This is a genomic window from Sphingomonas sp. LY29 (assembly GCF_035593985.1).
Lineage (GTDB): Bacteria > Pseudomonadota > Alphaproteobacteria > Sphingomonadales > Sphingomonadaceae > Sphingomicrobium.
The window spans coordinates 1,934,964-1,959,055 of the sequence record NZ_CP141587.1 but is presented as its reverse complement, the minus strand read 5'-3'; the positions used below and the strand labels follow the sequence as shown (position 1 = coordinate 1,959,055).

The 24,092-nt window shown below is 66.9% G+C and carries 23 protein-coding genes; 11 read left to right on the top strand and 12 right to left on the bottom strand.

The genetic code is table 11. The features are described from left to right. Positions 1 to 11: 11 nt before the first annotated feature. Genes ileS through SH584_RS09900 form a run of 5 tightly spaced genes read left to right on the top strand, consistent with a single transcriptional unit; the run spans position 12 to position 4,766 of the window. Positions 12 to 2,885 (top strand): isoleucine--tRNA ligase, encoded by a 2,874-nt coding sequence (gene ileS / locus SH584_RS09920; protein ID WP_324806761.1) that lies wholly within the window; start codon positions 12 to 14, stop codon positions 2,883 to 2,885. Beyond that, positions 2,878 to 3,393: a signal peptidase II gene (lspA, locus tag SH584_RS09915; protein WP_324806759.1), complete on the top strand. Its 516-nt coding sequence runs from the start codon at positions 2,878 to 2,880 to the stop codon at positions 3,391 to 3,393. Before ileS ends, lspA begins: the two co-directional genes overlap by 8 nt. Further along, positions 3,386 to 3,793 (top strand): DUF3035 domain-containing protein, encoded by a 408-nt coding sequence (locus SH584_RS09910; protein ID WP_322841312.1) that lies wholly within the window; start codon positions 3,386 to 3,388, stop codon positions 3,791 to 3,793. Before lspA ends, SH584_RS09910 begins: the two co-directional genes overlap by 8 nt. A 23-nt stretch (positions 3,794 to 3,816) precedes the next feature. Beyond that, on the top strand, positions 3,817 to 4,368 hold the full coding sequence (locus SH584_RS09905) for a winged helix-turn-helix domain-containing protein (RefSeq protein WP_322841313.1): 552 nt from the start codon (positions 3,817 to 3,819) through the stop codon (positions 4,366 to 4,368). Positions 4,369 to 4,406: 38 nt separating this feature from the next. Continuing rightward, positions 4,407 to 4,766, top strand: a complete 360-nt coding sequence (locus SH584_RS09900) for a hypothetical protein (protein WP_324806756.1) — start codon at positions 4,407 to 4,409, stop codon at positions 4,764 to 4,766. Here the strand turns inward: SH584_RS09900 and sseA are convergent. Next, positions 4,763 to 5,596, bottom strand: a complete 834-nt coding sequence (sseA, locus tag SH584_RS09895; protein WP_324806754.1) for a 3-mercaptopyruvate sulfurtransferase — start codon at positions 5,594 to 5,596, stop codon at positions 4,763 to 4,765. The genes SH584_RS09900 and sseA overlap by 4 nt on opposite strands. Positions 5,597 to 5,664: 68 nt before the next feature. Between sseA and queF the strand changes: the two genes are divergently transcribed. Beyond that, complete coding sequence (gene queF, locus SH584_RS09890) at positions 5,665 to 6,111, top strand: preQ(1) synthase (RefSeq protein WP_324806752.1); 447 nt, start codon at positions 5,665 to 5,667, stop codon at positions 6,109 to 6,111. On the opposite strand, the gene SH584_RS09885 is transcribed toward queF, so the two are convergent. The 8 genes from SH584_RS09885 to hflK all read right to left on the bottom strand — a co-directional run bounded on the left by SH584_RS09885 (position 6,108) and on the right by hflK (position 15,564). Next, positions 6,108 to 8,132: an OPT family oligopeptide transporter gene (locus SH584_RS09885; RefSeq protein WP_324806750.1), complete on the bottom strand. Its 2,025-nt coding sequence runs from the start codon at positions 8,130 to 8,132 to the stop codon at positions 6,108 to 6,110. The two genes, queF and SH584_RS09885, sit on opposite strands and share 4 nt — an antisense overlap. Positions 8,133 to 8,193: 61 nt before the next feature. Continuing rightward, complete coding sequence (locus SH584_RS09880) at positions 8,194 to 9,384, bottom strand: M20 metallopeptidase family protein (protein WP_324806748.1); 1,191 nt, start codon at positions 9,382 to 9,384, stop codon at positions 8,194 to 8,196. A 49-nt stretch (positions 9,385 to 9,433) separates the two neighbouring features. Beyond that, a complete protein-coding gene (locus SH584_RS09875) occupies positions 9,434 to 9,751 on the bottom strand; it encodes a hypothetical protein (protein WP_324806746.1) in 318 nt (105 codons plus the stop codon). An 85-nt stretch (positions 9,752 to 9,836) separates the two neighbouring features. Continuing rightward, positions 9,837 to 10,235 (bottom strand): nuclear transport factor 2 family protein, encoded by a 399-nt coding sequence (locus SH584_RS09870; RefSeq protein ID WP_322841320.1) that lies wholly within the window; start codon positions 10,233 to 10,235, stop codon positions 9,837 to 9,839. Next, entirely contained in the window at positions 10,225 to 11,865 is a 1,641-nt protein-coding gene (locus SH584_RS09865) for a helicase HerA-like domain-containing protein (RefSeq protein WP_324806743.1), read from the bottom strand. Before SH584_RS09865 ends, SH584_RS09870 begins: the two co-directional genes overlap by 11 nt. A gap of 66 nt (positions 11,866 to 11,931) precedes the next feature. Continuing rightward, positions 11,932 to 13,476 carry a Do family serine endopeptidase gene (locus SH584_RS09860; RefSeq protein ID WP_324806740.1) on the bottom strand — a complete coding sequence of 515 codons (1,545 nt, stop codon included), beginning with the start codon at positions 13,474 to 13,476 and terminating at the stop codon, positions 11,932 to 11,934. Positions 13,477 to 13,585: 109 nt separating this feature from the next. Beyond that, positions 13,586 to 14,446, bottom strand: a complete 861-nt coding sequence (gene hflC / locus SH584_RS09855; RefSeq protein WP_324806738.1) for a protease modulator HflC — start codon at positions 14,444 to 14,446, stop codon at positions 13,586 to 13,588. Then, positions 14,443 to 15,564 (bottom strand): FtsH protease activity modulator HflK, encoded by a 1,122-nt coding sequence (hflK, locus tag SH584_RS09850; RefSeq protein WP_324806736.1) that lies wholly within the window; start codon positions 15,562 to 15,564, stop codon positions 14,443 to 14,445. The genes hflC and hflK overlap by 4 nt, the downstream gene beginning before the upstream one ends. Positions 15,565 to 15,634: 70 nt before the next feature. On the opposite strand from hflK, the gene SH584_RS09845 reads away from it, so the two are divergent. Then, positions 15,635 to 16,600, top strand: coding sequence for an Mrp/NBP35 family ATP-binding protein (locus SH584_RS09845; RefSeq protein ID WP_324806734.1), 966 nt, complete (start codon positions 15,635 to 15,637; stop codon positions 16,598 to 16,600). Between the two features lie 31 nt (positions 16,601 to 16,631). Then, a complete protein-coding gene (locus SH584_RS09840; protein ID WP_322841326.1) occupies positions 16,632 to 17,066 on the top strand; it encodes a CoA-binding protein in 435 nt (144 codons plus the stop codon). On the opposite strand, the gene SH584_RS09835 is transcribed toward SH584_RS09840, so the two are convergent. From SH584_RS09835 to SH584_RS09825, 3 genes are read right to left on the bottom strand one after another with little or no spacing between them, the layout of a single operon-like run. Then, a complete protein-coding gene (locus SH584_RS09835) occupies positions 17,063 to 18,409 on the bottom strand; it encodes a TldD/PmbA family protein (protein WP_324806732.1) in 1,347 nt (448 codons plus the stop codon). The two genes, SH584_RS09840 and SH584_RS09835, sit on opposite strands and share 4 nt — an antisense overlap. 17 nt (positions 18,410 to 18,426) lie before the next feature. Beyond that, on the bottom strand, positions 18,427 to 19,338 hold the full coding sequence (gene ubiA, locus SH584_RS09830; RefSeq protein ID WP_324806731.1) for a 4-hydroxybenzoate octaprenyltransferase: 912 nt from the start codon (positions 19,336 to 19,338) through the stop codon (positions 18,427 to 18,429). Further along, positions 19,335 to 20,831 carry a phospholipase D-like domain-containing protein gene (locus SH584_RS09825; protein WP_324806729.1) on the bottom strand — a complete coding sequence of 499 codons (1,497 nt, stop codon included), beginning with the start codon at positions 20,829 to 20,831 and terminating at the stop codon, positions 19,335 to 19,337. Before SH584_RS09825 ends, ubiA begins: the two co-directional genes overlap by 4 nt. Before the next feature lie 130 nt (positions 20,832 to 20,961). On the opposite strand from SH584_RS09825, the gene SH584_RS09820 reads away from it, so the two are divergent. Genes SH584_RS09820 through pip form a run of 3 tightly spaced genes read left to right on the top strand, consistent with a single transcriptional unit; the run spans position 20,962 to position 24,091 of the window. Beyond that, a complete protein-coding gene (locus SH584_RS09820) occupies positions 20,962 to 21,702 on the top strand; it encodes a 16S rRNA (uracil(1498)-N(3))-methyltransferase (protein ID WP_324809555.1) in 741 nt (246 codons plus the stop codon). A gap of 55 nt (positions 21,703 to 21,757) precedes the next feature. Then, positions 21,758 to 23,128, top strand: a complete 1,371-nt coding sequence (locus SH584_RS09815; RefSeq protein WP_324806727.1) for a glutamate--cysteine ligase — start codon at positions 21,758 to 21,760, stop codon at positions 23,126 to 23,128. 15 nt (positions 23,129 to 23,143) lie between these two features. Continuing rightward, a complete protein-coding gene (gene pip, locus SH584_RS09810) occupies positions 23,144 to 24,091 on the top strand; it encodes a prolyl aminopeptidase (RefSeq protein WP_324806725.1) in 948 nt (315 codons plus the stop codon). Position 24,092 lies beyond the last annotated feature (1 nt).

Genomic DNA, 24,092 nt, shown 5'->3' with positions numbered 1-24,092 from the left:
GGCCGCGCGCAATGTCCGACACCCCACAAAAGCCCGACGTTTCCGCAAAGCCGGACTGGCGCCACACCGTCTTCCTGCCGAAGACCGACTTTCCGATGAAGGCCGGCCTGCCGCAGAAGGAGCCGGCGATCCTTGCCCGCTGGGAAGCGGCGGACCTTTACGGCCAGGTGCGCGCCGCGCGCGCGGGCCGCGAGAAATTCATCCTTCACGACGGTCCGCCCTACGCCAACGGCGACATTCATATCGGCCACACGCTGAACAAGGTGCTGAAGGACATGGTCGTCCGCACCCAGACGTTGCTGGGCAAGGACGCGCCCTACGTGCCCGGCTGGGACTGTCACGGGCTTCCGATCGAGTGGAAGGTCGAGGAGCAGTATCGCAAGAAGAAGCGCAACAAGGACGAGGTGCCGCTGCCCGAGTTCCGCGCCGAGTGCCGCGCCTATGCGCAACAATGGGTCGACGTGCAGCGCGAGCAGTTCAAGCGGCTGGGCATCACCGGCCAGTGGGACAAGCCCTATCTGACGATGAACTATGGCGCCGAGGCGACCATCGTTTCGGAACTGATGAAGTTCGCGGAGAGCGGCCAGCTGTATCGCGGCGCCAAGCCGGTGATGTGGTCCCCGGTCGAAAAGACCGCGCTGGCCGAAGCCGAGATCGAATATGAAGACATCACGTCGACCCAGATCGACGTGGCGTTCGAGATCGTCGAGAGTCCGATCCCGGAACTGGTCGGCGCGCACGCTGTGATCTGGACGACGACGCCGTGGACGATTCCGGTCAACCAGGCGATCGCTTACGGGCCGGAGGTTGATTACAGCCTTATTTCTTGCAGCGATCACGACGGCAACACCCTCGGCCGTTTTCTAATCGCCAACGAGCTGGTCGGAGCGTTTCAAAACCGCTCGGACATGTTGATCCGGGGTAACGATCCAGTGCTCGGCGGAATCTGGAGTATCGACAGCTTTCATCATGGCTCCGACCTCGCCGGCACAATCGCCCGTCACCCGATGCACCACTTCGGAGGCTTTTTTGCCAAGCCGCGCCCGTTTCTGCCCGGCGATTTCGTCACCACCGACAGCGGCACCGGCCTCGTCCACATGTCGCCCGACCATGGCGAGGACGATTTCGACCTGTGCAAGGCGCACGGCATCGATCCGGTGTTCGCGGTCGAGGGCGACGGCAAGTATCGCGAGGACTGGGGCTGGCTCGGCGGCCAGGGCAGCGTCATCAATCCCAAGTTCAACGCCCCCGACGGGCCGATCTGCAGCGACCTTCGCGACAGCGGCGGCCTGCTCGCGGCAAGTGCGGACTATAAGCACAGCTATCCGCATTCGTGGCGATCGAAGGCCAAGGTCATTTATCGCTGCACCCCGCAGTGGTTCATCGGCATGGACCGCCCGCTGTCCGACGAACATTGCGAGACCTTCGCCGAGAAGCGCTGGGACGACGAGGGCGGCGCGCTGGGGCAAGGTCCGACGCTGCGACAGCTGGCGCTGCGCGCGATCGCCGACACGCGCTGGGTGCCCGAAAAGGGCGAGAACCGCATCCGGTCGATGGTCGAGGGCCGTCCCGACTGGGTGATCAGCCGCCAGCGCGCGTGGGGCGTTCCGATCGCGCTGTTCGTCGAGCGCACAACGCAAAAGCCGCTGGTCGATGCCGCGGTCAATGCGCGCATCGTCGAGGCGATCCGGGCGCAAGGCGTGGACGCCTGGACCGACGAGCGCGCCGCCGAGTATCTCGGGGAAGGCCGCAATCCCGACGATTACGAACGCGTCACCGATATTCTCGACGTGTGGTTCGACAGCGGTTGCACCCATGTTTTCACGCTGGAGAGTGGGACCTGGCCCGATCAGCGCTGGCCCGCCGACCTCTATCTCGAGGGGTCCGACCAGCATCGCGGCTGGTTCCAGTCGAGCCTGCTGGAAAGCTGCGGCACGCGCGGCCGCGCGCCCTATGACGCGGTGCTGACCCACGGCTTCACGATGGACGCCAAGGGCATGAAGATGTCCAAGAGCCTGGGCAACACGATCAGCCCGCTCGACCTGATGCGCGACACCGGCGCGGACATCCTGCGCCTGTGGGCGCTGTCGGTCGATTTCACCGAGGACCACCGCATCGGCAAGGAAATCCTGGCCGGGGTGAGCGACCAGTATCGCAAGCTGCGCAACACCTTCCGCTACCTGCTCGGCGCGCTCGACGGGTTCAGCGATGCAGAACGCGTCGCTGTCGAGGAGATGCCTGAGCTCGAGCGCTACATGTTGTCCGTGCTGAGCGCGCTCGACGGGCGGCTGCGGACCGCGGTCGAAGCGTATGACTTTAACGATTACGTCCGCGCGCTCGCCGACTTCTGCAACGAGGATCTGAGCGCCTTCTTCTTCGATATCCGCAAGGACAACCTCTACTGCGACGCGGCGGACAGCCTGAAGCGGCGGTCCTATCGCACCGTGCTCGACACGCTGTTCCATGCGCTGGTGCGCTGGGCCGCGCCGGTGCTGGTGTTCACGAGCGAGGAAGTGTGGGGCACGCGCTATCCCGAGGGGGGCAGCGTGCACCTGCTCGAGTGGCCGGAGGTTCCGGCGGTGGCCGAAAGCAAGTCGGACTGGGCGGCGCTGCGCGCACTGCGCACGGCGGTGACCGAGGCGATCGAGCCGTTGCGCCGCGACAAGGTCGTCGGATCGAGCTTGCAGGTCGAAGTAACGGTGCCCGACGCAGACCTGTCGGCGGATCTCGCCGAACTGTTCATCACCGGGCCGGTGCGAAAGAGTGATGCATTGACCGTGACCAAGTCGGAACTTCACAAGTGCGGGCGCTGCTGGCGGCACCTGCCCGAAGTGGTGGAAGACGGCGACCTGTGCGCGCGTTGTGAGGAGGTCGTAAATGGCTAATCGGACCGCCGCTTATGTGCTGGCGCTGATCGTGTTCGTGGTCGACCAGGTGACCAAGTGGATCGTGATCGGTCCGCTGGCGCTGCAGTCGCGCGGGCAGATCGAGATCGCGCCGATCTTCGCGCTGACCTGGGTCGAAAATCGCGGGATCAGCCTGGGCATGGCGCAGGCGCAGAACGACACGCACCGCTGGTTGCTGGTGGCCGCGACCGCGGCAATTGCGGCCGGCGTGGCGTGGTGGATCACCCGCGAAAACAAACGCGGCGACCAGCTTTGCCTGGCGCTGGTGCTGGGCGGGGCGCTTGGAAATATCGTCGATCGAGTGCGGTTCGGCTATGTCGCCGACTTCCTCGATCTGCATTTTGGCTCGTTTCGCCCCTTTTATGTCTTTAATGTCGCCGATGCGGCGATTAGCATCGGCGTCGCGATCTTGCTGCTCCGCGCCTTTTTCGTCCGTGACGATTCGACGCGAAGCCCAGCACCTGAAGGAACGAATGAACATGCGTAAGGCTCTAGCCCTCCTCGCCCCCGCCCTGCTGCTGGCCGGCTGCGGCGTCCTGTCAGGACAGCGTGCCTCGCTGGACGAATTCGCGGTCGCGCGGAACGCCCCGCTGGTGATCCCGCCCGACTACAGCCTGACCCCGCCGGTCGCCGGCACCGTCAGCCTGACCGCGAGCGATGCGCAGACGCAGGCAATCGAAGCCCTCTTCGGCGGCCCCGCCCCGCGCAGCGCGACCGAAAGTTCGCTGCTCGACAGCGCCGGCCGCGACCGCGCCGCGCTCGGCGTTCGTTCGACCGCGGGCGATCCCGAAACGCGCGTCGTCGACAAGGGGCAGTCGACGCAGACGATCATCTCCGCGCCAGAGGGCGACGGCAGCCAGGCGTCCGCACAAACCCCGCAGCAGTAAGCGCGCACAGGGGGAGGGAAGATATGAGCTCGGACAATCTATCCACGCGCCTGGTCGAGATCGAGGCGATGCTCGACCGTTCGCGCCGCCGCTTCGAAGAAGGCTCGCGCCTGGTCGAAGAGGCGCATCGCAGCCTTGGCGAAGTGCAGCAACTGCTGCTCGGCTCGCCGGTCCGCCTGTCGCCTGAGGACAATGAGGAGGCCGCGTCGCGCCTGCTCGACAGCCTCAAGGCGAACGGCAGCGAATTGCCCGAAACGCTGTGCGGCGGGCGCCTCGCGGTCGATCCGGTCCAGCGGCTGATCCGCATCGACGGCCATCCGATCGGCATCACCGAGATGGAATATCGCGTGCTCGAACTGCTCGCGTTCGCGCGCAACAACGTCGTGACGCGGCAGATGCTGCTCAAGCATCTATATCGCCGCGCCGACGATCAGCCGCAGCCCAAGATCATCGACGTGTTCATCTCCAAGCTTCGCAAGAAGCTGCGCTCGGCATCGAGCGGGGCGGAGTTCATCGAGACGATCCCGCAGCGCGGCTGGATCCTGCGCGACATCGAGACCGCTTCCGCGGCCTGATTTACGCGTCGTTTACCGCGCCGTGTCAAACCGGCGCGATGATCCACTTCCTTCCCGAGTCGGACGCGCGTCCGATCGACGCCGTCGAGGCGCCCGGCCCCTACGCCGAGGCGATCGCCCGGCTGGCATCGATCCGTCAGGCGCTGGCGTGCGTCGAGCAGGTTGCGGGGATGGAGCCGAGCGAGTCGATGGCCGAGGCCAAGCTTGCCGCCGCGTGGCCGGTCGCCACGCCCGCGCGTCGCCGTTGTTTCGATACACGATCCGCGCGCACTGCAGCCGCCGCCGCCGCGGGACTAGAAGCACTGGCCGCGCACAAGGCGAACCCGGCCGCTGTGGAACGCCTGCGGAGCGAGCTTGATCGCGAGGTCGATTCGATCGACCAGCTGTTCAGCCTCTAGGCCGGGCCCTTGGCCTTGGGCGTCGCCGGATCGGCGCCCCATTCGCTCCAGCTTCCGTCGTAGAGCTTGCCCTCTCTCCCGCCGAGGCGCCGCGCCGCGAACAGCAGAGAGTTGGCGGTGACCCCGGATCCGCAGGTGGCGACGAAGGGCTGCTCGGGGTCGATCCGCGCCTCCGCAAAGAGGCGGCGCAATTCGTCGTCGGACTTGAACGTGCCGTCCTCCCGATAGAGCGAGGCGTAGGGCAGGTTGCGCGATCCCGGGATGTGGCCGTCGGCGACGCCCGGGCGCGGATCGGGTTCAGTGCCTTCGAAGCGGGCCCTGCCGCGCGCGTCGAGCACAGGAATGTTCAGGCCTTCGCGCATGGCCGACAGGTCGAGGACCTCGCCCGGCGCCGCCCGTGCGTCGAACCGCGTAGCGCGGGGCTTCGCCGGACCGCTCTCCAGCGGCCGCCCTTCCACCTTCCACTTGGCCAGGCCGCCGTCGAGAATCGCGACGCGGTCCGCGCCATAGTGCCGCAACATAAACCACGCCCGCGCGGAGGATCGCAGCGGGCTGTTGTCATAGACCACGATCCGATCGTCGCGGCCGACGCCGAGCGCGATCATCGCCGCGCCGAAGTCGTTGGCCGAGGGTAGCATGTGCATCGCCGGACGAGCCGGATCGGCGATCGTGCCAATGTCGAAGAAGCGGGCGCCCGGAATGTGCGCCATCTGGAACTCGGCGGCTGCATCGCGACCGTCTGCCGCCATGAAATAGCTGGCGTCGACGATGGCAAGATCGGGCTGGTCGAGATTCCTTGCCAGCCAATCGGTGGTCACCAGATTGTCCATCGCCTACTCCTTCACACCGCCTTCGCAGGATAGCGAGCGGCGGCGAGCCCTGCTAGGAGCCCGTCCCCATGACCCCGAAACATCTTGGCCAGACCAGCGCGCTTCCCGCTTCGCCCGAGGAAGCCGTGCTCGACTATGTCCCCAATCCGCGCGTCGGCAGCCTCTATCTCGTCCGCTTCGCCGCGCCCGAATTCACGTCGCTGTGCCCGGTCACCGGCCAGCCCGACTTCGCGCATCTCGTCATCGATTATGCCCCCGGCGAGACGATCGTCGAATCGAAGAGCCTGAAGCTGTTTCTCGGCTCGTTCCGCAATCACGCGGGCTTTCACGAGGACGTGACCGTCGGCATCGGCCAGCGGCTGGTCGAGGAAATGAAGCCGACGTGGCTTCGCATCGGCGGCTACTGGTACCCGCGTGGCGGGATCCCGATCGACGTCTTCTGGCAGTCGGACGCGCCGCCGGCCGGGCTGTGGGTTCCCGACCAAGGCGTCGCTTCCTACCGCGGCCGCGGTTAGCGCAGCGCTCCTTCGACGTCGGCCTGGGTTTCGGCGGCGGGCAGTCCGTCGCGCGCCCGGCCACGCGTCCAGGCGTAAAGCCCGGCGATGAGCACCGCGAATAGCAGCAGTCCGGCCGGAACCGCTGCCGGGAAATCCTCGACCAGCGCCAGCACTTCGCCCGCACTCTCCGAACCGCCGCGTTCGGCGGCGGCAACGATGCCCGCATAGAGCACGCCCATTAGGCTTTCACCGACGATCAGGCCGGTCGCCATCAGCGTGCCGATCCGCTCGGCGAAGGCGGGGTTGGCTTGCCGCTCGGCCCAGCGATTGTAGAGATAGCCCGCAAGCGCGCCGATCGGGATCAGCAGCGTCAGGTCCATCGGAAGATAGATGCCCATGCCGACCGCGAGCGCGGGAAGGCTGTACTTGGTGGTGCCGCGACGAAGCGCTTCGTCGGCGATGATCACCGCCACGCCGATGCCCGCGCCGATCCCGATCAAGCTCCAGTCGAGGTCGCCGCCGAGCACGCCCTGCGCGATCGCCGAGATCAGCGCCGCCTGCGGGGCCGCGAGGGCATTCTCCCCCGCTCCCGGTGCGCCGGCGAAGCCGAACGCGGTGTTGAGCAGGTCGAGGATCGGCGGGATCACCAGCGAACCGAAGATCACGCCCAGCACCAGCGCGACCTGCTGACGCCATGGCGTCGCGCCGACCAACTGGCCAGTCTTGAGGTCCTGCAAATTGTCGTTCGAGATCGTCGCAATCCCGAAGATGATCGCGGTGACGAACAAGGCGAAAGCGACCAGCGCCTGTGTCGCCTCGGGATCGCTTCCGCCGCTGCCGAACAGGCCCGCGAGGATCAGCGAAATGCCGAGCACCGACAGGATGCCGACGCCCGAAATCGGGCTGTTCGACGCGCCGATCAGCCCGGCCATGTAGCCGCAGACCGACGCGATCACGACGCCCGCACCAAGGATGTAAAGGATCGACAGCGAGATCGTCAGGCCGCCCGCCGAGGCGATCGGACCCGATTGCGCGAAGGCCGACAGCAGGAAGGCGATCGGGATCATCGCGGCGATGATCGTGCCGCCAACGATGGTGATCGGAAGGTCGCGTTCGGTCAGTGCCAGCGTTTCCCCGCCACGCCGCGCGCGATTGGCGGCTAGCGAGGCGCGGATGCCCTTGGCGATCGGGCCGATGATCTTGAGCAACGTCCAGATCGCGGCGACGCCGATCGTGCCCGCACCGATGAAGCGAACCTGGCTGCGGAAGGTGTCGCCGACCAGCGCTTCGATGTCGGTGGTCGGCCCGACGCCCGCCTGCGCCGTCAGCCATGGCAGTAGCACCGCGCGCGCGATCAGCAGGCCGACGATCATGGCGATGCCGACCGCGAGACCGACGAGATGGCCGACGCCGATCAGCGCCATCGACAGGCTGGCGGAAGCGCTGGTCGCGCCCGCGCCGACGCGGAACGTCCGCTCCGCCGATTCCGCGACGAGGCGGGTCTTCGCGAGCATGAAATAGCCCGCCGATGCGAGCGACGAAATCAGGATCGCGTTCAGCCCGCGCTTATTCTCTTCCGCCCCGCCGACGCCTGCGCCGACCTTGAGCACTTCGGCGGCGGCGACGCCCTCCGGGTAAGGAAGGTCGCTTCCGGTCACCAGCGCACGGCGCAGCGGGACCGAATACATGACGCCCAGTATGCCACCGATGGCAATGACCGCGACCGACAGCCAATAGGGGAAGCCGGTCCACCATCCGACCATGATCAGGCCGGGAAGGACGAAGATGATCGCGCTGAGCGTTCCCGCCGCCGACGCGATCGTCTGGACGATGTTGTTTTCCTGGATCGTGGCGTCGCGGAAGGCCTTGAGCACCGCCATCGAGATGACCGCGGCGGGGATCGAGGTGGCGAAGGTGATGCCGATCTTCAGGCCAAGATAGACGTTGGCGGCGGTGAACAGCAGGGTCAGCACCGCGCCGATGATCACGCCGCGAAGCGTGAATTCCTTCAGCGTCGTCGTTGGAATGGAAGATGCCATGTGCCGCCCCGGTTGGTTTTACGCCTGAGACGCGGAACGTCGCCGCATCGCCGGGGAAAGTCTAGCGGCTTTCGTCCCAGCCCGATTCGAGGAAACGAGTCGCGAAGGCGCAGTGCAGCGCGACCCCGATCGGCAGCGCATCCTCGTCGATGGTCATTCCCGGATTGTGGAGCGGCGGACGCTGGCCTGCGTCCTCGCCGGGCGAGGCGACGCCGAGGAACGCCATTGCGCCGGGCACGCGCTCGAGCACATAGCTGAAGTCCTCGCCGCCCATGTTGGACGCGCCAAGCTCCTGGTAGCGATCGCCCGCGATTTCCCGCACCAGCGCCGCGGCGCTCGGGTCGTTGACCGTCGGCGGGTAGCCGGGATCGACCGCTACTTCGGCAGTGCAGCCGTGCGCAGCGGCGATGTGAGTGCAAATTCGTTCGAACGCTTCGCGGCCCCTTGCCCGGGCCTCGGGCGACAAGGTGCGGAGCGTGCCGAGCAGGTCGACCGCGTCGGGAAGGACGTTGTGCGTCGTCCCGCCCGAAATCTTGGTGATCGACAGGACGATCGGGTCGGTCACCGGCGTGCGGCGCGCGACTTCGGATTGGAGCGCAAGGACGATTTCCGCCGCCACCGGAACGGGATCGAGCGCGTCGTGCGGCATCGCGGCATGCCCTCCTCGCCCGACGATCCGCGCTCTCAGCGTGTCGGTCGACGCCAGCATCGCGCCGGCGCGACAGGCAACAACGCCGAGCGGCAGCGTCGGCCAGATATGAAGCGCGAAGGCTGCGTCGGGCAGCGGATCGCCTAGCAGGCCTTCTTCCAGCATGATGCGCGCGCCGCCATGCCCTTCCTCACCCGGCTGGAACATGAAGGCGATGCGACCGTCGAAGCGGTCGCGGCGCGCGCAAAGGACGCGCGCGGCGGTCGCGAGCATCGCCGAATGGGTGTCGTGGCCGCAGGCGTGCATCCATCCCGCGGTTCGGCTGGCGAAGTCGAGGCCGGTGGCCTCCTCGATCGGCAGCGCGTCCATGTCGCCGCGCAGGAGCACGGTGCGGCCGGGACGCCCGCTGTCGAGCGTGGCGATGAAGCCGGTCGTCCGCTCGCTCCGCCGGATCGTCAGCGGAAGGTTGGCGAGCGCGTCGAGCAGCTTGTCGCGGGTGCGCGGGCAGTCGAGGCCAAGCTCGGGGTCGGCATGAATCGCGCGGCGAAGCGCGATCAGCGGCTCGCGTTCAGCCAGCGCCGCATCGTCGAAGGTCGTCGCCATTGCGCAAGCCTAACGGCGCGCGGCACAAAGTCCACGCCCGTCGGTGCGACTATTGCGGCGTGTTCATGTCCTTGTAGCGCTCTTCGCTGATCGTCCGGTAATCGCCAAGATCGGTTTCCGCATTCGACATGGCGGCGGGACGCTTGGTCCCCATCGCGACATCGTAGGCGATCAGCGCGGACATCAGCTTCGATGCTTCCGCCGCGCAGGCCGACTTCAGCGCTTCCGAATAAGCCGCGGGTGCGAGCTTGTCGGCCATGCTCTTGGTCTCGAAGCTTTTCAGGCAGGCCGAATAGGCCTTCCGCGGCGCATCGATCGAACCGGGATTGGGCGCCGCAACCGCGATCGCCATCATCAACGTCAACATCATCGTTCCCCTCAAACGACATGACAACGCGGCGGAGGATGACTCTTTCGTGACGGCAAATCAATGGGCGCGACGGGCGCGGCGGTCAGTCGATCTTGGCCCCGCAGGCAAGCGGCGAACTGTGGCGGCGGAGGACCTGCCAATCGTTGCCGACGCGGACCCAGACATCGGTGAGGAGTACGCGCTCGTCGATAAGCTGGCCAAGGTAGCGGACCTTCCACTGCGCATCGACCGTCGCGACCATCGTGTCGTCGAGCGACACGCATTCGGTGACGCGGACGTCGAGGTTGGCGATGTCCATTCGCTGCAGCGCGGTGATCCATTGTTCGAGGTCGACCGACACCGGCCCCGTCGCGCGGACGCCGACGAGCTTGAACTGCGGGTGGATCAGTCGGCGAAGCGTCGGTTCGTCTTTGGCGACGAGCGCGTCGCGCCACGCCTGCTCGAGGCCGCGCGCATCGAGGCAGGGCGAATCAACGACCACGGATCAGCCCGCCGAAGATTCCGCGCAGCAGCGAATTGCCAAGCTGCCGGCCGACCGACGAGGCGATCGAGCGTCCCGCCGACTGCATCATCTTGTCGGCCATCGACGGCTTGGCGGCTTCCCGGGCGCGCCGCGCTTCCTCGCGTTCGGCGAGACGGGCCTGACGCTCTTCCTCGCGCATCGCGGCGACGCGCGCGCGTTCCTCGGCGGCGTTGGCACGGGCGGCTTCCTTGGCTGCAGCAGCATCGAGTTTGGCCTGCTGCGCGGCCGCCTTCTTCGCCTCGGTGTCGGCCTTGGCAGCGGCGGCGGCGGCGGCCGCCTCGTCGCCCTTGGCCTTGAGAATTTCCTCCGCACTGTCGCGGTCGAGCAGCGTGTCGTACTTCGCGCCGATCACGTCGGTCTGGATCAGCACGGCGCGTTCCTGCGCAGTCAGCGGACCGACGCGCGAGGCGGGCGGCTTGATGAGGACGCGTTCGACCGGGCTGGGCGAGCCGTCGGGAAGCAGCAGCGAGACGAGCGCTTCCCCGACCTTCAGTTCGGTGATCGCGGTCGCGACGTCGATGTCGGGGTTCTGCCGGAAAGTCTCCGCCGCCGAGCGGACCGCGGCCTGGTCGCGCGGCGTGAAGGCGCGGAGCGCGTGCTGGACACGGTTGCCGAGCTGCCCCGCGACCTTGTCGGGGATGTCGATCGGGTTTTGCGTGATGAAGTAGACGCCGACCGCCTTCGAACGGATCAGGCGGACGACCTGCTCGACCTTTTCGATCAAGGCGGGCGGCGCGTCCTCGAACAGCAGATGCGCTTCGTCGAAGAAGAAGGCGAGCTTGGGCTGGTCAGTGTCGCCGACCTCGGGAAGCTGCTCGAACAACTCGCTGAGCAGCCACAGTAGGAAAGTCGAGTAGAGGCGCGGGCTGGCCATGAGCTTGTCCGCCGCGAGGATGTTGACGATCCCCTGCCCATTTTCGTCGATCTTGAGGAAATCCTCCAGATCCAACGCAGGCTCGCCGAAAAAATGGTCGCCGCCCTGCGCGCGAAGCTGGAGCAGCGACCGCTGGATCGCGCCGACGCTCGGCTTGGAGACGTTGCCATATTCGAGAGTCAGTTCGTCGGCGCGCTCACCGACGTGGACCAGCATCGCCTGAAGATCGTCGAGGTCGAGGAGCATCAGCCCCTCCTTGTCGGCGACGTGGAAGGCGATGGTCAGCACGCCTTCCTGGACCTCGTTGAGGTTCATCAGTCGCGCAAGGAGCAGCGGGCCCATCTCGCTGACGGTGGTGCGGACCGGGTGGCCGGACTCTCCGAACAGGTCCCAGAATTGAACCGGGCAGCCGGCATAAGCCCAGTCGGTGTAGCCGATCTCGGCAGCGCGGGCGGTAAAGGGTTCGTGGGTCTTGGCGGTCGCGGCGCCGGGCATGGCGAGGCCAGCGAGGTCGCCCTTCACGTCGGCGACGAATGTCGGGATGCCCGCCTGCGACAGGCCTTCGACGATGCCTTGCAGGGTAACTGTCTTGCCGGTGCCGGTTGCGCCCGCGATCAGGCCGTGGCGATTGGCGCGCTTCAGTTCCAGCTGCTGCGGCGACGCGCCGCCGCTGCGGGCGCCGATGTAGATGCTCTTGGTCGGTAACGTGGCCACGGCGTCGCTCCTTCGGCAATTGGCGGTAAGCCTAGGCCGAAGGAGCGTATCCGGGCAAGGCCGGGGTTAGCGGCCGCTGATGTCGACCCCGACGAATGCTTCGGGTCCGGTGCGCGGCTTGACCAGCATCAGGACGCTGGTGCGGCCGGCGCGGCGAGCAGCCTCGACCGCCGCGAGAACCTGCGCAGGCTCTGTCACCGCCTGGCGATTGACCGACACGATGACGAACCCACGGGCGATGCCCTTGGTCGCGGCATCGCTGGCCGGATCGACCGCAGTGACGACCACGCCCTTCTGGGCGGGCGGAAGGCCGAGCGCGGTGATGATTTGCGGATTGAGCGCCTGGAGCGACAGTCCGAGCGCGGTGCCGGGGGCGACGGGCGTTTCCTCGCCCAGCGCCTGACCCTCGCTCGGGTTGGCGCCGCCCGCCTGACGCGCCAATTCCTCTTCGGTCGGCCGCTGCGCGACACGGACCCGAAGCGTCTGGCGACGGCCGTCGCGAATGATGTCGATCGGGACGCTGGTCCCTACCGAGGTATTGGCGATGATGTAGCTGGCGGTTTCGTCTGGCGTCACGGTCTGGCCGTTGACGCGAAGAATGACGTCGCCCTGCTGGAGGCCGGCCGCCGCCGCCGGACCGCCCGGGACGACCGAACGAACCAGTTCGCCCTGATCCTTGGGAAGGCCGAGACCCGCGGCGATGTCCTCGTCGACCGGCTGGAGGCCGACGCCGAAGTAGCCGCGCGCAGGCCGCTGTCCGCGGCGGAGCGCATCGATTACCGGGCGCGCCGCCTCGGCGGGGATCGCGAGGCCGATGCCGACGCTGGCGCCGGTGGGCGAGATCAGCGCCGAATTTACGCCAATGACGTTGCCCGCCATGTCGAACATCGGGCCGCCGGAGTTGCCCATATTGATGCTGGCGTCGGTCTGGATGTAGCGATCGTAGGCGCCACCACCGCTGATGCCGCCGCGATGGACGGCGGAGATGATGCCGGCGGTGACGGTGCCACCAAGGCCGTAGGGATTGCCGATTGCGACCACCCAGTCGCCGACGCGGGCGCGGGTCGAATCGCCGAAGTTGACGAACGGAAGATTCGATCCCTCGATCTTCAGCAGCGCAAGATCCGACGCGCTGTCGCGGCCGATGATCCGCGCCGGATATTCCTTGCGGTCGGCGAGGATAACCGTGACGCTGTCGACGGTGCCCTGCCCGTTCGCGCCCTGGATCAGGTGGTTGTTCGTAACGACATAGCCGTCGGGCGAGATGATGAAGCCCGAACCGAGCGAGCCTGCTTCACGCGTGGCCGAATTGCCGTCGGGCGGAACCTGCCCGCCGCTACCGCCCTGCGGCGCCTGGCCGCCGAAGCGCCGGAAGAATTCTTCGAACGGATCGACCTGGCGACGGACGGGGACGCGCTGCTTGGTCGAAATGTTGACGACGGCGGGCTGAAGCCGGGCGGCGAGGTCGGCGAAGCTTGCCGGAGCGCCGGCCCGCGGGACGATCGCGCCGGGTGCGTTCTGCGCGACCTGCGCGCCCGCCTGGCCGGTCGCGACGGAAAAAGCGGTTCCCCCCAGAAGCAGGGCCATCGCGACCCCATAGGCATAGCGCACTGGTCGAAACTCCTTTGTCGGCGTCATTAACAATTACCTCACTTGATCCGGTCGTTTCATGGGCGACGCTAGGTCAAGCGCATGAACGCGATTTGAACGGGTCGGGGTCCTATCGTCCAGAGAATTCCTTCAGATAGCTGTTGTCCGGCGACATCACGATGTTGGTGTTGGCCGGCTGGTTCTTGCCGTCGCCCAGGAACGTCGTCTGGTACGACTGCATCGCCCGATAGAAATCGTAGAATTCCGGGTCCTTGCCGAAGGCCGCGGCATAGGTCTGTGCCGCGAGCGCGTCGGCTTCGGCGCGGATGATCTGCGCCCGCTTCGACCCTTCGGCGCGGATCGAGCGCGCTTCCTGCGTGCGGGCACTGCGCATCCGCTCATACGCGGATTCGAGCGGGGTGCCGCTGGGCAAGTCGGCCTTCTTGATGCGGACGTCGATGATCTCCGCCCCGTACTGGCGGGCAGCACGGTTGAGGCCGATGCGGATATTCTCCATCACGCCCTCACGCTCGGGGCTGAGCAGCGACGCGAACGGTCGCTTGCCAAGCTCGTTGCGGAGTTGCGAGCCGAGGATCGGACGAAGCGCCGTCTCGACATTCTCCTCGCGGCCCCGCGCGGCGATGTACATGCGCAACGGATCGACGATGCGATAACGGGCGAAGGCGTCGACCTCGAGCCGAAGCTGGTCGGTCGACAGAACCTGCTGCCGCTCCATGTCGATGTCGCGCACGCGCTTGTCGATCCAGTCGATCCGCTCGACGAACGGGATGCGGAAAGCGAGGCCCGCGCCGGTCTGTCCAATCTGCTCGCCCTGTTTGAAGCGATTGACGATCCGGACGGGCTTGCCGAAGCTGGTGACGATACCCTGGCGCGTTTCGGGAACGACCGAGACACTGCTGAAGATGGCGATCAGCAGGACGAAGGCGATAAAGCCCGAGGCCAGCGTGTGACGGCGAACGAAGTCGATCATCGACCGGCTCCCTGCGGCTGCGCCGGTGCGGCGGGCGCGGCCGGGGCCGGCCTGCCCATCTGCGGCAAGGGAAGGTAGGGAGTGACGCCCGGCGTCTCGACGATCGTTTTGTCGACGCCGCGAAGGACGCGTTCCATGGTCTCGTAATACATGCGGCGGCGGGTGACCTCCGGGGCCAAGCGATATTGCTCGTAGACCTTGTCGAACGCGGTCGCTTCACCCTGCGCGATCTGGCGCAGCTGAAGCGCATAGGCATTCGATCCGTTGACCTCGCGCTGGGCGTCCTGCTGCGCGGCGGTGACGTCCTTGAACGCCTCGTTGACCGCGGCGGGCGGGTCGGCTTGGCGGACGGCGACGCCTTGGATGACAACGCCACTGTCATAGCTGTCGAGCGTCTGCTGCATCTCTTCCTGGACGCGGCTTTCGATCTGGCCGCGCTGGTTGCCGATCGCGTCGTTCAGGCTAAATTGGGCGACGACCTGACGCATCGCGCTTTCGGCGACCTGCCGGATCGTGTCCTCGGGCGCGGCGAGTTCGTAAAGGAATTGCTCGGGATCGCGGATATTCCAGCGGACCTGATAGGCGATGTCGATGATGTTCTGGTCGCCGGTCAGCATCAGCGTCTCTTCGGCCGCAGAGCCGAGCGCGATCTCGCGAATTTCCTCGACGTTGACCTTCTGCACGCGGTCGATCGGCGACGGCAGCGTCAGGCCGACACCCGGCCCGAGCGTATGGCTATACCGGCCGAAGCGGGTGACCACGCCGCGCTCTTCAGGGGCGATGACGTGCATGGTGGTGAATAGGAACCACAAGGCGGCGAGGCCGATGGCGCCCCACACGAACAGCGAACGGTCGGGCCGTCCGCCCATTCCGCCGAAGCCGCGGCCCGATCCGCCACCGCCGCCAAGGCGACCGCGGCTCTTTTTCAGGAAATCATCGAGCGAACTGACCGACGAACGACCGCCGGTCGGGCGCGGCTTGGCCGGCTGTCCCCACGGGCTTTGCGGCTCGTTGCCCGGCGGCGTATCGCCGCCCCCACCGCTCGGAGGAGTGCCCCAGGGGCCCTTGTTGTCGGCGAAAAGACCGCGCACTCGGCCGGCCCAGCTGTAAATCGTCATGGCTCCATAATAGGTAGGGTTTCGGCGAAAAACAGTGGCGTCCGTCGAAAAGCCAATTAAGCGCCCTGCCATGACCTCCCCCGACCCGCTTGCCGCGCTAGACCAGCTTCCCGAGGCGTCGCGCATCCGCAGCCGCCGCCTGGTCGGAACGATCGCCACGATCGTCGCCGACGCCACCGGCATGACCCCGCGCCAGCGCGAGGCGTTCGAGGGAGCGGTGCGGTCGGCAGCGTTGGCCGTCGAAGGCGTGACCGAGGCGCGGATCGCGATGACGACTTCACGCCCCGACCGAAAGATCGTCGCGATCGGATCGGGCAAGGGGGGCGTCGGCAAATCGACGCTGACCGCCAACCTCGCCGTCGCGCTGGCGCGGCAGGGGCACAAGGTCGGGCTGATCGACGCCGACATCTACGGCCCGTCGCAACCGACATTGCTCAACGCGCACGAAAAGCCGCGGGCGGAGAGAGAAAAGCTGTTCCCGGTCAACACTGCGTTCGGCGTTCGCCTGCTGTCGGTGGGGCAGCTTGTGCCTGCAGGACAGGCGTTGGCATGGCGCGGGCCGATGGCGGCAGGGGCGCTGACCCAGTTGATCGAGGCCGATTGGGGCGACGTCGAGCTGATCCTCGTCGACCTGCCGCCCGGCACTGGCGACGTCCAACTGTCGCTGATCCAGAAGGCGCGGCCCGACGGCGCGCTGATCGTCTCGACCCCGCAGGATCTGGCGCTGATCGACGCGACGCGCGCGATCGATCTGTTCGGCAAGACCAGCGTGCCGGTGCTCGGGCTGGTGGAGAATATGGCGGGCTACACCTGTCCGCATTGCGGAAAGGACAGCGATCCGTTCGGAAGCGGCGGCGCCGAAGCGGGTGCGGGACGGCTGGATATCCCGTTTCTCGGGCGCTTGCCGCTTTCGACCAGCCTGCGCGAAGCATCGGATGCCGGCGCTCCCCCCGCCGCGGGCGACGGTCCGGCGGCGACGGCCTTTGCGGCGATTGCCTCGGCAATGATGGCGCAATTGGAGAAAGTCGGCGGCTGACGCATTGTCGTCGGTGAAAAGGAGCCGATCCATGCCGCTGACCGCCCCCGACGATATCGCCGCTCTGCTGACCAATGCCCGGACCATCGCGCTCGTCGGCGCGTCGGACCGCCCGGACCGTGCCAGCTACGGCGTGATGCGCTTCCTTCAGGAGCAGGGTTATCGCGTGATCCCGGTCAATCCGCGCATCACCGGCGAGCACGTCCACGGCGAGTATATCTGGCGCGAACTATCGCAGATCGGGGAGCCGATCGACATCGTCGACATTTTCATGCGCAGCGAGAATGTCGGCCCCATCGTCGACGACGCGATCGCGATCGGCGCGAAGGCGATCTGGATGCAGCTTGGCGTGGTCAACGACGAAGCGGCTGCCAAGGCCGAGGCGGCGGGGCTCAAGGTCGTGATGGACCATTGCCCGAAGATCGAATTCGCCCGACTGGGCCTGAAGCCGGTCGCGAACGCCTAGGCGCTTGCCACCGTCATCGACGGGACGAGGACGGTCGGACTGTCGACCCCGCGGCGGAAGCGAAGGTCGCTTGCGGGCTCGAGTGTCGCGAACATGTCCTTCAGGTTCGACGCGATCGTGATTTCGGACACCGCCGGACCAATCTCGCCATTAAGGATCATGAAGCCGGCAGCCCCGCGCGAATAATCGCCGGTCACGCCGTTGACACCCTGCCCGATCAACTCGGTTACCAGCACGCCGCTGGAAATGCCCGCGATCATCTCTTCGGGGCTGCGCTTACCCGCGGCGAGATGAAGGTTTGACGGTCCCGCCCCCGGCGCGCCCGATACGCCGCGCACTGCGTGCCCGGTCGGGGCGATCCCCAATTGACGCGCGGCGGCGCTGTCGGCGAGCCATCCGGTCAGGGTGCCCTTGTCGATAATGGCCGACGGCGCGACGGGAAGGCCTTCGCCATCGAATGAGCGGCTACGAAGACCGCGCGGGCGCAGCGGATCGTCGAGGATCGACACGCCGTCGCCGAACACCTGCGTGCCGAGCGCGTCGAGCAGGAAGCTGGATTTGCGCGCGATCGATGAGCCGTTAATCGCGCCGATCAGATGACCGAGCAGCGAGGTCGCGACGCGCGGGTCGAACAGTACCGCCATCGCGCCCGGCGTTGGGCGGACGGGGTTGAGCCGCGCGACGGCGCGCTCGGCGGCGCGGCGACCGATGTCGGCGGCAGGCTCCAGGTCGGCGAGGTGGCGCGCCGAGTGGAAGCTGTAGTCGCGCTGCATGCCCGAGCCTTCGCCCGCGACGACGCTGGCCGAATTGCCGTAGCCGGTGGCGCGAGTGGCGGCGGCGAAACCGTGGCTGGTGGCGATCGCGAAGGTCGATGCCGATGCCGACGCGCTGCCGCCATTGCTGTTGGTTACGCCCGGAACGGCGCGCGCGGCATCCTCCGCCTCGGCCGCGCGTTCGCGGAGCGTCGCCGGATCGGGATCGCAGCCATCGTCGAGGTCGAGGTCGACGGGTGTCCCGCGGAACAGCATGTCTTCGGGAGCCAATCCGGCGAAGGCGTCCTCGGGCGCTTCGCGTGCCATCGCGGCGGCGCGTTCGACCAAGGCGGACAGCGCGTCGTCGCTGAGGTCAGACGAGGCGACGCTAGCACTGCGCTTGCCGACGAACAGGCGCAGGCCGATTTCTTCGCCTTCCGAACGATTGACGTCCTCCAGCGCGCCGAGGCGGATGCTGACGCTTTGCGAGCGATCGCCGACATAGACGGCATCGGCGGCATCGGCGCCCGCGCGGCGGGCCTTCTCGACGAGGGCGGCGACCTTGTCGCGGGCGGCATTGGTTTCGAGCATCCGCGTCGCCTAGATCGTCAGCCCGTGGACGACAAGCCGACCGCGAGGAAGCCGAGCAGCAGGAGCAGGCCGGTAAAGCGGTTGCTTCGGAACAGCGCGAGCGCCCCGGCGCCGTCGTTCGGATCGATACGCGTCACCTGTCGCGCAAGATGCGAGGCGGCGGGAAGCAGGGCGAGCAGCGCCAAAGGGTCGGGCCGGACGAGCCAGATCGCGACCGCCCACCCAAGCACGGCCAGCGCATAGCAGAGCGCCACGCCGCCCCTGGCATTCGCGCCCATTGCCCGCGCGCTCGATCGAACCCCGACCAGCGCATCGTCCTCGATATCCTGGATGGCGTAGAGCGTGTCGTAGCCGATCACCCAGAAGATGCCGCCGATCCACAGCATCATGGGCGCGAGCGCGAAGCTGCCCGTCACTGCCGGCCATCCGACCAGGGCTCCCCAGCTGAAGACGAGCCCAAGCCACGCCTGCGGCCACCAGGTGATCCGCTTCATGAAGGGATAGGCCGCGACCGGGGCGATGCTTGTGAGCGCGATCAATTGAGCGGTCCGGGACAGTTGCAACAGCACTACCAGCCCGACGAGCGACAGCGCGATCGCCAACACCCATGCCGCACGAAGCGAAACCATCCCCGAAGGCAGTGGCCTGAGCCGCGTCCGCGCGACCCTCGCATCAAGATCGCGGTCGACAATGTCGTTGTAGACGCAGCCCGCCGAGCGCATCGCGAACGCGCCCAGCAGCAGCCATCCAAACAGCGCCCATTGGCCTTGCACGCCGGCTAGCGCGACGCTCCACGCGCACGGCCAATAGAGCAGCCACGTCCCGATCGGACGGTCGACGCGCATCAGCGAGGCATAGGGGCGCAAGGCCCCCGGCAAGGCGCCAATCAGGCCGCGCCGCTCGCTGTCGGGGACTAGGTCGTCGGTCACTTGGGCTGGCGACGACGCCCCATGCGGCGCCCGATCGCGGCCCGTCCCCGCGCCCAGCTTTGCTTCAGCCCGCGCTTTCCGATCGGGTCGAACATGTCGTCAACGCATTCGGGGTCGAGGATTTCGTTAGAAGCGATGAAGTCTTCCGCTGCGCCCAGCTTCTCCATGTCGAGCAACTCAAGCGTCTTCCCGCTGCCGCGCAATGCCTCGATCGCGTCGACCATCGATTCGGCCTGGGCCTCGGCCTCGGCGAACTGCTCGGAACTGCAGCCGAGATGCTCGGCGATCAGGCGATGGCGAAGCGCGGTGATCGCGGCGGGCGTGTCCTTGTTGGCGGGGAGCGCGGCGTCGATGATGACGTCGCACTCGCTATCCAGGCCCTGGCTGCGATTGTTGAGGTTCGACGATCCGACCCGAAGCAGGCGATCGTCGACGATCGACACCTTGGCGTGGACGTAGATGTCCTCGCCGCCCTTCGTGACCGGCACGTAGACGCGGAAGCGATTGCCCTTGTCGTTGAGGCCGATGGCCGCGACCAGCTTCAGCCGCGCGCCGTCCATCGCCTGCTGCTCGAGCCAGCCATCGGCGGTGCGCGGCATGACGAGCACGATCTCGGGCGGGTTGGGCTCGGCCATTCGCGCGGCGATCGCGGCGGCGATCTTGCCGGACGTGAAATACTGGTTCTCGAAATAGATGAAGCGCTTCGCCGCCGCGATCATGTCGAGGTAGAGCGCCTCGATCTCGCGCACCTCCGGCAATTCGTCGTAGGCCGCACGGGTGCGAGCGATGGCGATGTCGACGTCGCGGAAGGTGACGTCGAGGTCCTTTGGCCAATCGTCGTCGCACGGATCGATCGCATCGAGCGGCTGGTGCGTCGCGGTCTTCCATCGCTCGCGGCCGAGCTCGCCGAGATCCTGCGCCACCGCGCCGCGCATCAGCATCGTCGCGTCATGCCATGGCATGTAGGATTTGCCGTCAGGGTTGGTCCGGCGCGGCTCGTCGTCGCTATGTTCGCTCGTGTCCCAGCGGTTGGTGCTGATGTCGATCCCGCCGCACACCGCAAGCCGCTCGTCGATGACGACGATCTTTTGGTGATGGCTGCATCCGACCGGATGGGAGGCGTCGAAGCGAAAATCGATGGCCTTGGTCCGCCACCAGCGGAATAGCCACACCATCGCCTGCGGTCGGACGAACTGCTTCAGCGCGCCGAAATTCCACTTGAGGATGTCGATCTGCCGCTCGGGCTTGTCCTTGGCGAGGTTGAGGAAGAAGCGTCCGAGCGTCTCGCCCTTGCCCTTCTCGTCCGGGACTAGCGCGATGCGCGTGTCGAAGTCCCAGCCGACGATGAAGATTCGCTTCGACGCGGCCAGCATGGCTTCGCGAATGTGGTGATAATAATCGGCGGCATCGACGATCACCGTTGCCTCGGTCGCGCGACCGATCCGCCAGCAATTGCGGCCCTTGTCGACAATCGGTTTCAACGCTTCGCTCATTCGTGACGCCCCCGTCGAAACCATCGATCATTCGCTCAATCGACGAAGCGCTACCGCGTTCCACCGCGCGTCGCCAGTCGCGACGATCGTCAGCTTGGCGCAGCGGCGGCGCGCGGTCTATGGGTCGGCGATGCCTGCTACCCCCGCCTGGCCGCCGCGCAGCCTGCCGCGCCTGTTCGTCCCGCCCCCCTTGTCGACCGGGGTGCTGGTAGAATTGGACAGCGCACAGGCCAACTATCTCGGCAACGTCATGCGCCTGAAGGAAGGCAGCGACGTGCTGCTGTTCGACGGCGTCTCGGGCGAATGGGTGGCAAAAGTCGCAGAGGTCGCCAGGCGCCGGATGAGCCTTGCGGTCGGGCAACAGACCAAGCCGCCCGAAGCGGTACCCGACCTCACGCTCGCCTTCGCGCCGGTCAAGCGCGCGCCGCTGGAGTGGCTGGTCGAAAAGGCGACAGAACTTGGCGTGGCGCGACTGCAGCCCGTCATCACCCAGCGCACCGTGGTCGAGCGGATGCGCGCCGACCGCCTTCAGTCGATCGTGATCGAGGCCGCCGAGCAGTGCGGGCGGACGATCCTTCCGGCGCTGGCCGAGCCGATCAAGCTGGCGGCTTTCCTTGCCGCGCACGACCCGGCGCGCAGGCTCTACTTCGCCGACGAAACCGGCGGGGACCGCGCGCTGACCAGTTTCGTCGAGGGGCCGGCGACGATCCTCACCGGCCCGGAAGGCGGTTTCACCCCCGACGAAGCGACCGCGATCCGCGCGGCAAAGGGCGCGCGTGCAATCAGCCTTGGCCCGCGAATCCTCCGCGCCGAGACCGCCGCGCTGGCATCGGTCGCGGCATGGATGGCGGCGGTCGGCGACTGGCGCTAGGCTGGTCGCGATACATTCGCGTTGACCTCGACCGAATGGGCAGTAGGGGGCGATGATGACCACGCGCACCGACCTTTCGGCCAGTCCCCTCATCGACAGCCGCGACGACCTGCTCGCCGTTTTTTCCGGCGGCGAGAAGCCAAAGGACGCCTGGCGCATCGGCACCGAGCATGAGAAATTCGTCTATCGCACCGCCGACCACCGCGCGCCGTCGTGGGACGAGCCTGGCGGAATTCGCGACCTTCTTCAGGGACTGACTGAGTTCGGTTGGCAGCCGGTCGAGGAAGGCGGCAAGATCATCGCGCTGTCGGGCAAGGATGGCACGATTAGCCTGGAGCCGGCGGGGCAGCTCGAACTGTCGGGCGCGCCGCTTCGCGACCTGCACGAAAGCTGCGCCGAAAGCGGCCGACACCTGCAGCAGGTGAAGGCCGTCGGCGACCGGCTCTGCCTCGGCTTCTTGGGGCTCGGCATGTGGCCCGACAAGACGCGCGCCGAATTGCCGATCATGCCCAAGGGCCGCTACGAGATCATGCGCAATCACATGCCACGCGTGGGTACACTCGGGCTCGACATGATGCTTCGCACTTGTACCATCCAGGTTAATCTGGATTACGCATCCGAAGCCGACATGGTAAAGAAGTTTCGCGTCGGCCTCGCGCTTCAGCCGGTCGCGACCGCACTGTTCGCCAATTCGCCCTTTACCGAAGGCAAGCCCAACGGTTTCAAGAGCTTCCGCAGCCACATCTGGGAAGACACCGACCCCGCGCGCACCGGGATGCTGCCGTTCGTGTTCGACGACGACTTCGGCTACGAACGGTACTGCGACTATGCGCTCGACGTGCCGATGTACTTCGTGTTCCGCGACGGCCGCTACATCGACGCCGCGGGACGCAGCTTCCGCGATTTCCTCGATGGCAGGCTGTCGGTACTTCCGGGCGAAAAGCCGACCGTCGCCGATTGGACCGACCATTTGTCGACCGCTTTCCCCGAAGTGCGCCTGAAGAGCTTCCTCGAAATGCGCGGGGCCGATGGCGGGCGCTGGGGACGAATCTGCGCGTTGCCCGCGCTGTGGGTTGGCCTGCTCTACAGCGGCAGCGCGCTCGACGCGGCGTGGGACCTCGTCAAGCATTGGTCGATCGAGGAGCGCGAGGCGCTTCGCCACGCCGTTCCGCGGCAGGCGCTCGACGCCGCGGTGCCCGGCGGCGGTACTGTCCGCGATCTCGCCGCGAAAGTCCTCGATATCGCCGCGGCGGGTCTCACCGACCGCGCCCAGACCAACGCCGCCGGCGACAATGAGGGCGGCTTCCTCGACCCGCTGCGCGACGTGGTCGCATCGGGCAAGACCTTCGCCGACCGCCTCCTCGATCGCTATCACGGCGAGTGGAACGGCGACGTTTCCCACGTTTATGATGAGTATAGTTTCTAGCCCCTGGAGCCAGCCATGACCGACCGCCGCACGCTCTATCCGGAAATCGAACCCTACGAGACCGGGATGCTCCACGTCGGCGACGGGCATTCGCTCTATTGGGAGCGGTGCGGCACGCCGGGGTCGAAACCCGCCATCTTCCTGCATGGCGGTCCCGGCTCCGGAATGAGCCCCAATCACCGCCGCCAATTCGACCCGGCGCGTTACGACGTGCTGCTGTTCGACCAGCGCGGCGCGGGCCAGTCGACGCCGCATGCGGGCCTGGAGGCCAACACGACGTGGCACCTCGTCGACGACATCGAGAAGTTGCGGACGATGTGCGGGCACGAGCGATGGCTGGTGTTCGGGGGAAGCTGGGGATCGACGCTCAGCCTTGCTTATGCGCAGACCTATCCCGAGCGAGTCAGCGAACTCGTCCTCCGCGGCATCTTCCTGTTCGGCCAGAGCGAGATCGACTGGCTCTATCGTTACGGCGCCTCGGAACTGTTCCCCGAAGGCTGGGACGACTTCCTGAACGTGGTTCCGCAGGACGAGCGCGGCGACCTGGTCGAAGCCTATCGGCGGCTGCTGACCGGCGACGATGCGGCCGCCAAACTGCGCGCGGCCAAAGCATGGAGCACGTGGGAGGGCCTGACCGTCACGCTCCTTCCCGACCCGAAGATGCTCGCCGACTTCACCGCCGACGATCATGCCATCGCGATCGCGCGGATCGAAAATCACTACATGGCCAATCGTGGTTGGCTCGAGGAAGGGCAGTTGCTGCGCGGCGCCGACAAGCTGAAGGGCATTCCCGGCGTCATCGTCCAAGGACGCCACGATTGCTGCACCCCGCCCGCCGCTGCCTGGGCGCTGAAGAAGGCGTGGCCCGAGGTCGACCTGCAGATCGTCCCCGACGGCGGACACCTATACAGCGAACCCGGCGTGCTGGACGGCCTGATCCGCGCGACCGACCGCTTCGCGTGAA

Bases quoted from the DNA above. Each gene is read 5' to 3' on its own strand.
- ileS (WP_324806761.1), top strand. From the start codon at position 12: ATGTCCGACACCCCACAAAAGCCCGACGTTTCCGCAAAGCCGGACTGG.
- lspA (WP_324806759.1), top strand. From the start codon at position 2,878: ATGGCTAATCGGACCGCCGCTTATGTGCTGGCGCTGATCGTGTTCGTG.
- SH584_RS09910 (WP_322841312.1), top strand. From the start codon at position 3,386: ATGCGTAAGGCTCTAGCCCTCCTCGCCCCCGCCCTGCTGCTGGCCGGC.
- SH584_RS09905 (WP_322841313.1), top strand. From the start codon at position 3,817: ATGAGCTCGGACAATCTATCCACGCGCCTGGTCGAGATCGAGGCGATG.
- SH584_RS09900 (WP_324806756.1), top strand. From the start codon at position 4,407: ATGATCCACTTCCTTCCCGAGTCGGACGCGCGTCCGATCGACGCCGTC.
- sseA (WP_324806754.1), bottom strand. From the start codon at position 5,596: ATGGACAATCTGGTGACCACCGATTGGCTGGCAAGGAATCTCGACCAG.
- queF (WP_324806752.1), top strand. From the start codon at position 5,665: ATGACCCCGAAACATCTTGGCCAGACCAGCGCGCTTCCCGCTTCGCCC.
- SH584_RS09885 (WP_324806750.1), bottom strand. From the start codon at position 8,132: ATGGCATCTTCCATTCCAACGACGACGCTGAAGGAATTCACGCTTCGC.
- SH584_RS09880 (WP_324806748.1), bottom strand. From the start codon at position 9,384: ATGGCGACGACCTTCGACGATGCGGCGCTGGCTGAACGCGAGCCGCTG.
- SH584_RS09875 (WP_324806746.1), bottom strand. From the start codon at position 9,751: ATGTTGACGTTGATGATGGCGATCGCGGTTGCGGCGCCCAATCCCGGT.
- hflC (WP_324806738.1), bottom strand. From the start codon at position 14,446: ATGATCGACTTCGTTCGCCGTCACACGCTGGCCTCGGGCTTTATCGCC.
- hflK (WP_324806736.1), bottom strand. From the start codon at position 15,564: ATGACGATTTACAGCTGGGCCGGCCGAGTGCGCGGTCTTTTCGCCGAC.
- SH584_RS09845 (WP_324806734.1), top strand. From the start codon at position 15,635: ATGACCTCCCCCGACCCGCTTGCCGCGCTAGACCAGCTTCCCGAGGCG.
- SH584_RS09840 (WP_322841326.1), top strand. From the start codon at position 16,632: ATGCCGCTGACCGCCCCCGACGATATCGCCGCTCTGCTGACCAATGCC.
- SH584_RS09835 (WP_324806732.1), bottom strand. From the start codon at position 18,409: ATGCTCGAAACCAATGCCGCCCGCGACAAGGTCGCCGCCCTCGTCGAG.
- SH584_RS09825 (WP_324806729.1), bottom strand. From the start codon at position 20,831: ATGAGCGAAGCGTTGAAACCGATTGTCGACAAGGGCCGCAATTGCTGG.
- SH584_RS09820 (WP_324809555.1), top strand. From the start codon at position 20,962: ATGCCTGCTACCCCCGCCTGGCCGCCGCGCAGCCTGCCGCGCCTGTTC.
- SH584_RS09815 (WP_324806727.1), top strand. From the start codon at position 21,758: ATGACCACGCGCACCGACCTTTCGGCCAGTCCCCTCATCGACAGCCGC.
- pip (WP_324806725.1), top strand. From the start codon at position 23,144: ATGACCGACCGCCGCACGCTCTATCCGGAAATCGAACCCTACGAGACC.